At 72.1% G+C, this 13,140-nt stretch carries 10 protein-coding genes and 1 other RNA gene; 3 read left to right on the top strand and 8 right to left on the bottom strand.

The genetic code is table 11. The features are described 5' to 3' along the window. Window positions 1-97: 97 nt before the first annotated feature. The 6 genes from ACFZDE_RS05170 to ACFZDE_RS05145 all read right to left on the bottom strand — a co-directional run bounded on the left by ACFZDE_RS05170 (window position 98) and on the right by ACFZDE_RS05145 (window position 7,269). The gene (locus tag ACFZDE_RS05170) at window positions 98-1,300 is read right to left on the bottom strand and encodes an acyltransferase family protein (protein ID WP_391197582.1); all 1,203 of its coding nucleotides are present in this window, start codon (window positions 1,298-1,300) and stop codon (window positions 98-100) included. Then, the gene (locus ACFZDE_RS05165) at window positions 1,297-3,486 is read right to left on the bottom strand and encodes a glycosyltransferase (RefSeq protein WP_391003042.1); all 2,190 of its coding nucleotides are present in this window, start codon (window positions 3,484-3,486) and stop codon (window positions 1,297-1,299) included. Before ACFZDE_RS05165 ends, ACFZDE_RS05170 begins: the two co-directional genes overlap by 4 nt. Before the next feature lie 421 nt (window positions 3,487-3,907). Then, window positions 3,908-4,915: a hypothetical protein gene (locus ACFZDE_RS05160; protein ID WP_391198882.1), complete on the bottom strand. Its 1,008-nt coding sequence runs from the start codon at window positions 4,913-4,915 to the stop codon at window positions 3,908-3,910. Between the two features lie 172 nt (window positions 4,916-5,087). After that, window positions 5,088-6,053 (bottom strand): LysR family transcriptional regulator, encoded by a 966-nt coding sequence (locus ACFZDE_RS05155; RefSeq protein ID WP_391197579.1) that lies wholly within the window; start codon window positions 6,051-6,053, stop codon window positions 5,088-5,090. 121 nt (window positions 6,054-6,174) lie between these two features. Beyond that, window positions 6,175-7,011 carry a hypothetical protein gene (locus ACFZDE_RS05150; protein ID WP_391197577.1) on the bottom strand — a complete coding sequence of 279 codons (837 nt, stop codon included), beginning with the start codon at window positions 7,009-7,011 and terminating at the stop codon, window positions 6,175-6,177. Between the two features lie 12 nt (window positions 7,012-7,023). Next, the gene (locus ACFZDE_RS05145) at window positions 7,024-7,269 is read right to left on the bottom strand and encodes a hypothetical protein (RefSeq protein ID WP_391003035.1); all 246 of its coding nucleotides are present in this window, start codon (window positions 7,267-7,269) and stop codon (window positions 7,024-7,026) included. 147 nt (window positions 7,270-7,416) lie between these two features. Between ACFZDE_RS05145 and ACFZDE_RS05140 the strand changes: the two genes are divergently transcribed. The 3 genes from ACFZDE_RS05140 (at window position 7,417) to ACFZDE_RS05130 (ending at window position 12,091) form a co-directional block, all read left to right on the top strand. After that, on the top strand, window positions 7,417-8,727 hold the full coding sequence (locus ACFZDE_RS05140) for an MFS transporter (RefSeq protein ID WP_391197574.1): 1,311 nt from the start codon (window positions 7,417-7,419) through the stop codon (window positions 8,725-8,727). 107 nt (window positions 8,728-8,834) lie between these two features. Next, on the top strand, window positions 8,835-11,084 hold the full coding sequence (gene yicI, locus ACFZDE_RS05135) for an alpha-xylosidase (RefSeq protein ID WP_391197572.1): 2,250 nt from the start codon (window positions 8,835-8,837) through the stop codon (window positions 11,082-11,084). After that, window positions 11,084-12,091: a substrate-binding domain-containing protein gene (locus tag ACFZDE_RS05130; protein ID WP_391003026.1), complete on the top strand. Its 1,008-nt coding sequence runs from the start codon at window positions 11,084-11,086 to the stop codon at window positions 12,089-12,091. Before yicI ends, ACFZDE_RS05130 begins: the two co-directional genes overlap by 1 nt. Before the next feature lie 46 nt (window positions 12,092-12,137). Here the strand turns inward: ACFZDE_RS05130 and ssrA are convergent. Next, window positions 12,138-12,526, bottom strand: a transfer-messenger RNA (tmRNA) gene (gene ssrA / locus ACFZDE_RS05125). A gap of 98 nt (window positions 12,527-12,624) precedes the next feature. After that, entirely contained in the window at window positions 12,625-13,107 is a 483-nt protein-coding gene (smpB, locus tag ACFZDE_RS05120; protein WP_391197570.1) for an SsrA-binding protein SmpB, read from the bottom strand. Window positions 13,108-13,140 lie beyond the last annotated feature (33 nt).

Genomic DNA, 13,140 nt, shown 5'->3' with positions numbered 1-13,140 from the left:
GTTCACAAGCGCAACCCGCGCAGTTTTCCACACCGGAAGAGCCCGGCGGAACGGGGCCCGTCAGGTGGAACCGGGCCCGTCCGGCGGCAGCCTCCCGTCAGGCGCGCCTGCGGCTCCCCCGCGCTCTCGCCCGGGACTCCCCCGTCGGCCACAGCCGCGGCCGCTGCCTGGCCGCGAGGTCCTCCGCCCAGCCGAAGGCCAGGACGCAGGCGCCGATGAGGATCCAGGCCAGGACCAGCACCGGCCAGACGCTCTCCAGCAGCCCGGGCACGTTCTGCTCCAGCAGGGGGAAGCCCCACAGCCGGTCCCAGAGCGTGGCGGCGATCAGGATGCAGGTGTTGTGCCACAGGTAGATGGTCACGGCCCGGGAGTTGAGCAGCGTGATCGTCCCCGCGAAGAGGCGCAGCCGCCTCGGCCACTCGGACCAGGACGGGCTCAGGTGCAGCAGCAGGAACACCGTGCCGAAGGACCACAGCGCCTGGGCCAGCGGCATGCTGTCCAGGTCGTTGCCGGTGCCGAAGTCGTGGTGCAGGGCGTACCAGAGGCCGGCCAGGGCGATGACGGGCGCGACGGACGGCACGATGTAGCGCGGCAGCCGCCGCAGGATGCCCTCCTGGTGGGCCATGCCGAGGATCCAGCAGGCGCCGAAGGTGGAGAAGTCCGTGAGCGCGGACGGGATCCGCTCGCCGGGCAGGCTGAGCCACTCCTGCTCGAAAGCGACGGCCAGGGCGATCGGCGCCAGGAGCGTGACGACCGGCACGGCGCGCAGGGCCTTCAGCAGCACCGGGGACAGCAGGACGTACCAGAGGTAGGCACGGATGTACCAGAGCGGTCCGGCGAGGTCCGCGGCCCAGTTCTCGCCGATGAAGCCGTGGACGCCGGGCAGCCCCTGCGCGTAGGGCGGGTCGCTGAGCGGGACGATCCAGAAGGTCAGGTGGAGCAGCCACCAGCCGGGGTGCCCGTCCTCGTCGGGGCCCCAGCCCTGGAGGACCATGCCGGTGACGCCGACGGCGCCGAGCAGCCACAGCGGGGGCAGCAGCCGCCGCATCCGGCCGCGGATCACCTGCACGGCCGGGCGCTTCAGCGAGCGGGCCATGAGGTTCCCGGCGAGCGCGAACATCACACCCATGGACGGGAACACCAGCGGCAGCCAGGCCCAGCCGGTCAGGTGGTAGAGCACGACACGGAACAGGGCGAGGGCGCGCAGCAGGTCGAAGTACCGGTCGCGGCCGGGCTTGACGGCGGCGGCCGGCTCCCGCGGGGCGGCCTCCTCGGCGACGGGCGTCGCGGGGGCGGTCATCCGACCGGCCTCCCGTCCATCTGCGGGGCGGCGGCGGAGCCGGCCCCGGGCAGGCCCACCGCGCCGGTGCGGCGCAGCTTCTGCCAGCGCAGCCGGCCGCCGGTGAGGGCGGTGATCCAGGACTGGAGCAGCACGACGTACATGAGCTGGCGGTAGAGGATCTGCTGGAGCGGGAGGGAGATCAGGTGGGTCATGCGTTCCTTGTCCAGGTGGAACGCGTAGGCCGCGCACACCCCTTGCACCGCGAGGACGCCCAGCCAGGCGCCGATGGTCTTCTCCGTGGGGCCGAAGACCAGCCCGTACAGCAGGAACACGTCGATCAGCGGGGCCAGCAGCGGCGCCACGACCATGAACATCGAGACCAGCGGCATGCCCACCCGGCCGAAGCGGCCCGAGGGGCCCCGCTCGACGATGGACCGGCGGTGCTTCCAGATGGCCTGCATGGTGCCGTACGACCAGCGGTAGCGCTGGGACCACAGCTGCTGGACGGACTCCGGGGCCTCGGTCCAGGCGACGGCCTTCTCGGCGTACACCACGTGCCAGCCGTCCCGGTGCATGGCCATGGTGATGTCGGTGTCCTCGGCGAGCGTGTCGTCGCTCATGCCGCCGACGCGTTCCAGCGCGCTGCGCCGGAACGCCCCGACCGCGCCGGGGATGGTGGGCATGCAGCGCAGCACGTCGTACATGCGGCGGTCGAGGTTGAAGCCCATCACGTACTCGATGTGCTGCCAGGCGCCGATGAGCGAGTCGCGGTTGCCGACCTTGGCGTTGCCCGCGACGGCGCCGACGCGCGGGTCGCCGAAGGGCTGGACGAGTTCGCGGACGGTGGTCGGCTCGAAGACGGTGTCGCCGTCCATCATCACGATCAGGTCGTACTTGGCGTTGGCGATGCCGCGGTTGAGGGCGGCGGGCTTGCCCGCGTTCAGCTGGCGGACGACGCGTACGCCGGGCAGGCCGAGGTTCTCGACGATGCGGGCGGTGCCGTCGCTGGAGCCGTCGTCGATGACCAGCACCTCGATGGGGTGGTCGCTGGCGACGAGGGAACGGACCGTCTGCTCGATGCACTTGGCCTCGTTGTAGGCGGGCACGAGGACGGAGACCGGTTCGGTGACGGGGTCGCCCCAGCTGAAGCCGCGGCGCCGCACCCGGCGGGCGTGCGCCACGGAGAGGATCAGCATCAGTCCGAGACGCCCGAAGACCAGCACGCCGACGACGGCGAGGCCGGCCACGAGCACGCTGGTCACGTTCTCGGAGGCCTGCACCAGGAACACCCATGCCTCACCCTTCAGCGCCTCCAGCCCGGCGACCCGGGTGTGCGCGCTGGGGGCGTCGAGTGCGCCGGTGAGGGTGTGGAAGCGGTAGCCCTCGGCCTGCAACCCGGAGATGTACCGGTCGAGGGCGGCGACGGTCTGGGAGCGGTCGCCGCCGGAGTCGTGCATCAGCACGATGGCGCCGTGGCCGTTCTTCGGCGTGGCGTTGCGGATGATCTGCTCGGCCCCGGGCCTGCGCCAGTCCTCGCTGTCGGTGTCGTTGACGATGGTGATGTAGCCCCTGCTGCCGATGTACTCGGTGACCGGCCAGGTGTTGTTGTCCATGTTCTGGGCGAACGACGAGTAGGGCGGGCGGAACAGCGAGGTGCGGATGCCCGCCGCGCCGGCGAGGGCGAGCTGGTTCTGCGAGAGCTCCCAGTCGACCCGGCTCTTGCTCTGCAGGGACAGGTCGGGGTGGTTGAAGGTGTGCAGCCCGATCTCGTGGCCCTCGTCGACCATGCGCTGCACGAGGTCGGGGTAGCGGGAGGCCATGGTTCCGGTGATGAAGAAGACGGCGTGGGCGTCGTGCTTCTTCAGCACGTCGAGGACCTTGGGCGTCCACATCGGGTCGGGGCCGTCGTCGAAGGTCAGCACCAGCTCGTGGTCGGGGAGGTCCAGGCTGGTCGCCTTCCCGTTGCGGGAGTCGATGACCGGCCCGCCCTTGAGGATGTCCTTGGGGACGCGGTCGTTCGCGGCGGGCGGTCCGACGCGGTGGTCGGCGAGGACCTCGCTGTGCACGTATCCGCGCAGCATGAGCATCGCGCCCAGCGCGACGAGCACGAACAGGGGCAGCAGCAGACGCATGGGCAGGCGCCGGCGCCTGGACCCACCAGGGGCTCGGGACGCGCGCCCGGAACGACGAGTACGGGATGCCATGGGTGGTGGAACTCCGGGTGGTGCGGGATGGGGTGATACGGGGACGGGCGGGCGGATTCTCGGAGCCCGGGTGACGCGGGGTCGGGCGGGCGGGAGCGGTCGCCCCGGAGGCCCGGCTTCGGCGTGCGGACCGGGTCGGTGGGAAGGGGTGGGCCGGCTGGGTGGGTGGTCCTCGGTCCGGCCGAACAGGCGGGTGACGCGGTGCCGGCCGGGTGGGCCGTGCTGCCGCGCCCTGTCGAGCGGGCGGTCGAGTGACGCCCGACCGAAGAGGCATCGGAACGGCTGTGCTGTGACACCCCGCCGGCCGGCCCCGGTGCGGCGCCCGGTGTGACGGGCGCCGCTTCGCGGCGCGTATCCGGGAGCGACGCGGTTCAGGCGGCGACGCGGTCCGGACGGCGGCGCTTCCAGCCGCGGCCGGTGCCTAAGCCGCGGCCGGTGTCTCGGCGGGCTGTGGTTCGGCAGGGCCCTCCGCGACGGGCTGTGGCTCGGCCGGACCTTCCGCGACCGTGCCACCGTCGTCACCGCCGCCCGTGCCCGTCGTCTCCGTGGGCGCGGCCGAGGGCTCGCCCGTCGGTGTCGGGTCGGCGGGCGGCGTGCTCGGCGGGTCCGCCGGTTCGGACGGGGCCGGGTCCGTGGCCTTGCCGCCCGGCGCCGGGGCGGACCGGGTCGCGCTCGGCGAGGGCTTGGCGGACGCGCCGGGACGGTCGGAGCCGGCGGTGGCACCGGGCTCGGCGGCGCCGGTGTCCGGCGCCGATGCCGTGGCCCCGCCGGTCGCCGGAATGCTGCCCGGCGTGGTGACGCCGGTGTCCCCGGCCTCTCCGGGCGGCGCCGACTCGGCGGTCAGCGGCGGGCTGTCGACCTGCCCGGCCGGCGGGTTGTCGTCCTTGGCCGGCACGGGCAGCCAGGGGGCGTTGGAGTTGCCCGACAGCAGCGTGGCGACGATGACGACGGCGTAGACCCCACAGGCGAGGGCGACGGCCATGCCGATGCGGCGGTAGCGGCGGCTGCGGCGGCCGGACTCGTCGACGAAGACGGGCCGGTCGGCGGCGGCGTCGGCACCCGGAACCTCCTTCACCTGCCGCAGGAAGCCCTCCCCGAGCGCCACGGCGTCGAGCTGGACCGTGACCTCGTGCGGATCGTGGGTCTGCCCGTCCGCGTCGGGGTCCGGAGGCCCGGACGGGCCGGGCTCCTCCGGCTCCTGCCAGGGGTCGCGGACCGCGGTCCGGCCCCCTTCGGCCTCGCCGTCGCTCTGCCGGGGAATGCCGGCCAGGATCTCCGTCCCGGCGGGCAGTCCGTGGCCGGTCGGCCGGGCGTCACGGCCAGGGAAGACCTGCGTCGCTCTGCTGTCCCGGGCTCTGCCGTCCGACGGGAGCTCTCCGGTAGCCGTAGCGGCCTCGGGCCACTCGGGTTGGGCGTCTTCTCGCCACATTTTCACGCGCACGCACTTCCCCCCACGGGATGGTTCAGGTGCGCTTGACGACCTGAGCACCCGCCGTCGGACCAGGCCCCCACCCGTCCGAACGCCCCCTCGTACCACAACGTGCTCAGGGGTCGAATGTAGCGCACGCGGAGGTTGTGTGTGGGCGCCGTGTCGAATCGTGTCAGCCGTGAGACGCCATGAAGACATCGTCTCCGGCCGGTGTCCAGGCCCCCGCGGGTCGGTGCAACCACCGCGTTTGCGCAGACAGGAGGGCTGCGGCCCGGCGCAGGGCGTCGAGCGCCGGGTGGGTCAGACCCCTGCGCCACACCAGCGAAAGGGGGGACAGGGGAACGGGGTCGACCAGGGGCCGTAGCACGGTTGACGCAAGCGCCGGGGAGCCCACGACGGTCAGGATCGGGTTGCGCGTTCTGGCCATGATCCGCTGCACCTCCTCCACTCCTACGGCCAGTGGAGCGGGTGGCGCGATTTCGATGCCCCGGCCCTCGAAGAGCAGCCGAGCGAGGCCGGTCCACTCCGGGGTGCGCGGGTTGCCGGCGCCCGCGTAGACGCGCTCGCCGGCCAGCTCGGCGAGCGGCACGGAGTCCCACGCGGCCAGCCGGTGGTCCTCGGGGAGGACGACCGCCATCGGCTCCAGCCGCACGGGCTGGTGGTCGAGCCCGGCCCGCAGCGCCGGATCCAGCCCGGCGAACCGTCCGAACGACGCGTCCAGCCGGCCGGCCAGCAGTTCACCGGCGGCTCCGGTCAGGCCGCTCTCGTAGCGGGCCATCAGCTCGTGGTGAGGGGCGAGTTCCCGCGCCGCGTGCAGCACCCGGCGGGGTGTCTCCAGGCCCGGGGAGTTGAGGTCGACCAGCAGCGGCCGGGCCTGGTGGAAGGCGGCGAGCAGCTCGTCCTGGGCGTGCAGCACCCGGCGGGCGTGCGGCAGCAGCCGTTCCCCGTCCGGGGTGAGCGTCACCTGCCGGGTGGTCCGCACGAACAGCTCGGTCCCCAGCTCCCTCTCCAGCCGCCGCACGTCCCGGCTGAGCGCCTGCTGGGCCACGTGCAACCGCATCGCCGCCCGTGTGAAGTGCAGCTCCTCGGCCACGGTGACGAAACCGCGCAGCAGGCGGGGGTCGAGATGAGCGGCCATGCGGTGAACCTACAGCGGCCGGGGCCGCCGGGGATCAGCGGATCGGTGGATCGGTGGATCTGCGGATCGGCGCTTCGGCGCTTCGGCGCTTCGGCGCTTCGGCGGACGAAGCTCAACGGCCTCAAGGGCCGGGGGTCTTCCCGCCCGTGTCGGCCTCGCCCGTCCGGAGCGAGGGTGCCTGTGCGCCCTCCGCCCCCTTCCGGAGCGGGGCAGACGCGGCCTGCCCCACCCGGTGCCGGGGCGCCGACCTCATCGGCGGCCTGGTCAGCGTGATCTGGCGGACGACCTGCTGGAAGCAGGCCAGGGCGGCGAGGCCGGGCAGGGCGGCGGCCGCGGTGCCGAGGACGGTCCGGGGTGCCTGGACGACGCAGAGCAGGACGGCGATGGAGGAGAAGACCAGGACCACGCACCAGGAGTGCACGGCACGGCGCTGGTGCAGCGCGGCCCGCAGGACGGACAGCGAACCCACCAGCCAGGGCCCGTACACCAGCAGGGGCCACCAGTGGCGCAGGCCACGCGCCGCGGGGGACACGGCGACCAGGCGGAGGGGGTCGTAGGCGACCATGCCGCTCAGGAGGCTCACCGCCAGGCCGATGACGGCGGCGAGCGCGGCGACGAGGAAGCTGGTGGTGCGCAGCACGCCCGGGGCCTTGCGGGTACGGACCTTGCGGTGCCGCCGGGGGACGTCCCGCACCGGCGGGAGTTCCTCGGTGATGTCCTGGAGCCGCCGCATGTGGGTGCCCGCGGCGGGGGCGGGTGCCGGGTCCGGGGCCGGGGCCGGAGCCCGGTCCTCGTCGCGGGGGCCGGGGATCCTCGCCGCCTGCTCCCCGAGGGCCTCCTCGAGGATGAACGCCAGCTCCTCGGCAGGGTCCCAGGTCGGGTCCGGCGGGGTCAGTGGGGTGATGAAATCCCGGGCCGGAGCCCGGTGCCGGCCGGTTCCCTCTACTTTGTCGTACATGCCGCGCCCCGACTATTCCGCGAGCGCGAAAGCGGGCCAATCCGTCGCACTGATCCAGCGTCGTGCGAGATCCTTTTCCAGCGCGCCCATGGCATCGATGAAATCGCGCAGAACCGGCTCCGTGACCCGCAGCGTGACCGGGCAACCCCCTCTGGTGAGCGTCCCGTTGACGGTCGCCGACGAGTGCGCTGGAGCGGGAATGTAGGTGTACGGGCCGAGCGTTACCGCCCAGCCGTCTTTCCTGGTCGCCTCGGTCATGTACCGACTAACCGTCGCCCCACTTCGGCGGATGCGCGGCAAACGAGTGAAGGATTTTCCCGAATGAACATCTTTTCCATGCACCATGAGGAGCATTAGGAATCTCAATATCCCTGTATGAAGAACAGGGAGCGAATCTTTCCCGCCATGACCCTTTCGGCCGCACCCGCGCGATTCACAACCCGGGTGCGTGAGTGCGCGCGGAACAGGTGTTGGACCGCCCGGTCGCCCCCGGGTGACGGTGGGCGCATGCCGCAACTCGCCCCGTACCTCCGCCTGTTCCGCATCCCGGGTGCCCGCGCGTTCACCGCCGGGAACCTGCTCGCCCGCCTGCCGATGGGCATGTTCAGCGTCAGCGCGGTCATGATGATCGCCGGGACGCGGGGTTCCTACGCCCTCGCCGGTGCCGTCACGGCGACGGGACTCGCCGCGACCGCCCTGGTCGCGCCGTTCACCGCCCGGCTCGTCGACCGGCACGGCCAGGCGCGGGTGGCCCTGCCCGCCACGGTGATCGCCGTCCTCGGCTCCCTCTCCCTGCTGCTGTGCGTGCGCCACGACGCCCCCGGCTGGACCCTGTTCGCCTCCTACGCCGCCACCGCCACGACCCCCAACACCGGCGGCATGTCCCGGGCCCGCTGGGCACATCTGCTGGCCGGCGACGAGAAGGCACTGCACACCGCCAACTCCTTCGAGCAGGCGGCGGACGAACTGTGCTTCATGCTGGGCCCGGTGCTCGCGGCCTTCCTGTGCGCGACGTACTTCCCCGAGGCGGGCACCCTGGTGGGCGCGGCGCTGCTGCTGACCGGCATGGCCTTGTTCACCAGCCGGCGCGCGACGGAACCCCCGGTCCGCGCGCACGTCCCGGGAAGGGCTCCGCTGCGCGCCCCCGGCATGCCTGCGTTGCTCGCGGTCTGCCTGGCGATGGGCGGTGTCTTCGGCGCGACGGAGGTCGTCACCCTGGCGTTCGCCGACGCGCAGGGGCGGCAGTCGGTGGCCGGAATCGTGCTCGCGCTCCAAGCGGCGGGCTCGTGCGGGGCGGGTCTGCTGTACGGCGCCGTGAAGCCGGCCGGACCGGCCGCGGCCCGGCTGCCCTGGTGCGTGGCGGCGATGGCCGCGCTGCTGACCCTGCCGTTGCTGGCCGCGGCCCTCACCGGTTCGCTCCTGCTGCTGGCGGGCGCGCTGCTGGTCGCCGGGATGGCGACGGCCCCGACAATGGTGACCACCATGACGCTGGTTCAGGAGCGCACCCCCGAGGGCCGGCTGAACGAGGGCATGACCCTCGCGGTGACCGGCCTGCTCGGCGGCATCGCCTGCGGCAGCGCGGTCGGCGGCTGGACGGTCGAGCACTTCTCACCGGCTGCCGGATATCTGGTGCCGGTGACGGCGGCGGTCGCGGCCCTGGCGCTGTCCCGGCACAGCCCTTCGAATCGCTTCGCCGAGTGTCTCGCACCCCATTGACGGGCTCGCGCACCCCGCATACGTTCGATCGTCGAAGCGCTTCGACGTTATGCGGCGTGTGGTCGTGCGGCGGGTCGTCGCGCGCCGGGAGAGTAGGAGCCCCCCACATGAAGTTCACCGACGGCTACTGGCTCCTGCGCGAGGGCGTCACCGCGGCCCATCCGGCGGAGGCCCTCGACGTCACCGAGTCGGACGGCGCCCTGGAGATCCACGCCCCGACCCGGCCCATCCGCTCCCGCGGCGACCTGATGACCGGCCCGGTCCTCACCGTCAGGGCGCACAGCCCCATGCCCGGTGTCATCGGCCTGACCCTGACGCACTTCACCGGCGGCGAGCCCCGCGGCCCCGCGTTCGAGCTCACGGCGTCGGACACCGCAGCGGAGATCGCGTACGACGACGAGCACGCGACCCTGACCTCCGGTGACCTGTCGGTCCGGTTCGCCCGGGGCGGCCCCTGGCACGTCGAGTTCCGCGCGCACGGCCGCACGCTCACCAGCAGCGGCCACCGCAACGCGGGCCTCATGACGGACCCCTCCGGCGCCCACCACCTGCGCGAACAGCTGGTCCTCAACGTCGGCACGTCCGTCTACGGCCTCGGTGAGCGCTTCGGCCCGCTGGTGAAGAACGGGCAGGTCGTCGACATCTGGCAGTCCGACGGCGGCACGTGCAGCGAACAGGCCTACAAGAACGTGCCGTTCTTCCTCACGGACGCGGGCTACGGCGTCTTCGTCGACCATCCGGGCCGGGTGTCCTTCGAGGTCGCCTCGGAGGTGGTCTCCCGGGTGCAGTTCAGCGCGCAGACCCAGGAGCTGACGTACTACGTCATCCACGGCCCGACGCCGAAGGACATCCTGCGCCGGTACACGGCCCTGACCGGCCGCCCGGCCCTGCCGCCCGCCTGGTCGTTCGGCCTGTGGCTGTCGACGTCGTTCACCACCCCGTACGACGAGGAGACGGTGACCTCCTTCGTCGACGGCATGCGGGAGCGTGAACTGCCGCTGTCGGTCTTCCACTTCGACTGCTTCTGGATGCGCGAGCACCACTGGTGCGACTTCCGTTGGGACTCCCGCGTCTTCCCCGACCCGGAGGGCATGCTGGCCCGCCTCAAAGCCCGTGACCTGCACGTCTCCGTCTGGATCAATCCGTACATCGCCCAGCGCTCCCCGCTGTTCGCCGAGGGCAAGGCGCTCGGGCACCTGCTGAGGCGCCCGGACGGCTCGGTCTGGCAGTGGGACATGTGGCAGCCGGGGATGGCCCTGGTCGACTTCACCTCCCCGGCCGCCCGCGACTGGTACGCCGCCAAGCTGGAGGAGCTGCTCGCGCAGGGCGTCGACTGCTTCAAGACCGACTTCGGCGAACGGGTGCCTCTCGACGTGGTCTGGTCCGACGACTCGGACCCGGAGCGGATGCACAACCACTACACGTACCTGTACAACCGCACGGTCTTCGAGGTGCTGCGCAAGCACCGCGGCGAGCAGGAGGCCGTGGTCTTCGCACGGTCGGCGACGGCGGGGAGCCAGCAGTTCCCCGTGCACTGGGGCGGCGACTGCGAGGCGACGTACGAGTCGATGGCGGAGTCACTGCGCGGCGGACTGTCCCTCGGCCTGTCGGGCTTCGGCTTCTGGAGCCATGACATCGGCGGTTTCGAGGGCACCCCGACCCCCGCCCTGTTCAAGCGCTGGCTGGCCTTCGGGCTGCTGTCCTCGCACAGCCGCCTGCACGGCAGCGACTCCTACCGGGTGCCCTGGCAGTTCGACGAGGAGGCGGTCGACGTGGCCCGCCACTTCACCCGGCTGAAGCTGCGCCTCATGCCCTACCTGTACGAGACGGCCCGCACGGCGCACACCGAGGGCCTGCCCCTGATGCGCGCGATGGTGCTGGAGTTCCCGGACGACCCGGGGTGCGCGCACCTGGAACGGCAGTACATGCTCGGCCCGGACCTGCTGGTCGCCCCGGTCTTCAGCGACGAGGGCGACATCACGTACTACGTCCCCGAGGGCACCTGGACGCACTTCACGACCGGCGAGACGGTGACCGGCCCGCGCTGGGTGCGTGAGCGGCACGGCTTCCTGAGCGCGCCGCTGCTGGTCCGGCCCGGCGCGGTGCTCCCGGTCGGCGCGCGCGAGGACCGCCCGGACTACGACCACGCCGACGGGGTGACGCTGCGGGCGTACGAGTCGCGGCCCGGCGACGAGGTGACGGTGCCGGTCGGGGACGTGACCTTCACGGTCGCCCGCGAGGGGAATACCCTGCGGGCGACGTGCACCGCACCGGCGGCGGCCTGGGGCCTGGCCGCCGGCGACCGCGAGGTGCGGGCCACGCCCGGCACGGCCCTGCTCACGCTGGACCTCGGCTGATGGTCAGGATCACGGACGTGGCGCGCCGGGCCGGGGTCTCCCCCAGCACCGTCTCCTACGCACTGAGCGGCAAGCGCCCGATCTCGGACGAGACCCGGCGCCGCGTCGAGGCGGCCGCCCGCGACCTGGGCTACCGTCCCCACCCGGGCAGCCGTGCCCCGGCCGGCGGCCTGCCGCACGTCCTGGCCCTGGCGGCGCCGCTCCGCCCCGGCGTGCACGCCCCGGTGGTGATGCGGCTGGCGGTGTCGGTGGTGACGACGGCCAAGGCCCACGACCACGACGTCCTGCTCCTCACCCAGGAGGAGGCCGAGGAGGGCCTGCACCGCGCGGTGCACACGGCCTCGGTGGACGGGCTGCTGCTGACGGACGTCGAACTCCACGACCCCCGCCTGCCCCGGCTCCGCTCCGAGGCCCGCCCGTCGGTCCTGATCGGCGTCCCGGCGCACAGCTCCGGCCTGACCTGCGTCGACCTCGACTTCCGGGCGGTGGGCGAGGCCTGCGTGGACCACCTGGCGGACCTGGGCCACCGCACCGTCGCGCTGGTCGGTTCGCCCCCGGAGGTCTACCTGCGCGAGACGGCCTACGCCCACCACCTCATGCACGGCTTCACCACGGCCGCCGTCCGTCACGGCCTGGCCTCGTCCGTCCACCCGGGCGACCCCGACCCCGCCACGGCGCCACGGCTCGCCGAACGGCTGCTCCACGACCACCCGGCCCTCACCGCCGTGGTCGTCCACAACGAACCCCTGCTGGCCCCCTTGATCACCGCCTTCGAGCAGCTCGGCCTGCGCGTCCCCGCCGATCTCTCCGTCATGGCGGTCTGCCCCGACGACCTGGCGACGACGCCCCGCGTCCCGGTCACCTCGGTGTCGCTGCCGGCCGACGAGCTGGGCGCTCGGGCCGTGGACCTCCTGATACGAAAGCTGCACGGCGCCCCCGTACCGCAGACGACGCTGCTTCCGCCCCGGCTGACGAAGCGGGCGAGTACCTCACGCCGGACCGCATGACAAAAGCCCCGCCGCAGAAGCGACGGGGCCTTTGCCCACATGGGATGAGTGGAGATGGCGGGAATCGAACCCGCGTCCAACGGTGCGGAACCAGGGCTTCTCCGTGTGCAGTTCGCTGCGATTTTCTCGGCCCCGGCGATCACGCGAACAAGTCGCCGACGGGCCCAGTCACTGTTTGGTTTCCCAGCGAGCCCCGTGACCGGGCTCGATGGTTTAGTTCCCTAGATTATGCCAGGATCCGGGCCGGGAACACTCCCGGGCTGACACCCATTTAGGGACCTTCAGTCACTGCTTATCAGGCAGCGAGAGCGAAGGTCTGGGAATCGCGCTTGGTATTGGCGATTATTTTTTGCGACATATGGTTTACGAGATCATTGCCGCTTCCTCGACACGCTTCCCCTGCTTCGACAGCCGCTGTCGAAACCGATCATCCCCATGTTGTGTTGACAATCCCTCCGGAGAGGGGCGCGCACCCGCTGTGGGGTGCAGTTGCCATCGTACGTGACCAACGCGGGTCGGTGCCAGCGTATTCCCTACGCCCCGCGCTGCTTGCGCCGTACCGCCGCGATCGCGCGGTCGGTCTCCCTGCGGTCCTGCTTCTCACGGAGGGTCTGGCGCTTGTCGTACTCCTTCTTGCCCTTCGCCAGCGCGATCTCGACCTTGGCCCGGCCGTCCTTGAAGTACAGCGCGAGGGGCACGATGGTGTGGCCCGTGTCGCCCGACTTCGACTCCAGCTTGTCGATCTCGGCGCGGTGCAGCAGCAGCTTCCGCTTGCGCCGGGCGCTGTGGTTGGTCCACGTGCCCTGGCTGTACTCGGGCACGTGCACGTTGTGCAGCCACGCCTCGTTCCCGTCGAGCTGCACGAAGCCGTCGACCAGCGACGCCCGTCCCTGGCGCAGGGACTTCACCTCGGTCCCGGTGAGGACCAGGCCGGCCTCGTAGATGTCGATGATGAGGTAGTCGTGCCGCGCCTTCTTGTTCTGCGCGATCAGCTTGCGCCCTTTTTCCTTAGCCATAGTGCCGCCATTTTCGCACTACGGAGGGGCTCG

Origin of the sequence: Streptomyces sp. NPDC007929 (assembly GCF_042959065.1) — a bacterium.
In the GTDB taxonomy this organism is placed as follows: Bacteria; Actinomycetota; Actinomycetes; order Streptomycetales; family Streptomycetaceae; genus Streptomyces.
Note: the sequence above shows the minus strand (reverse complement) of the source record. Positions and strands in the feature narration are given on the sequence as shown.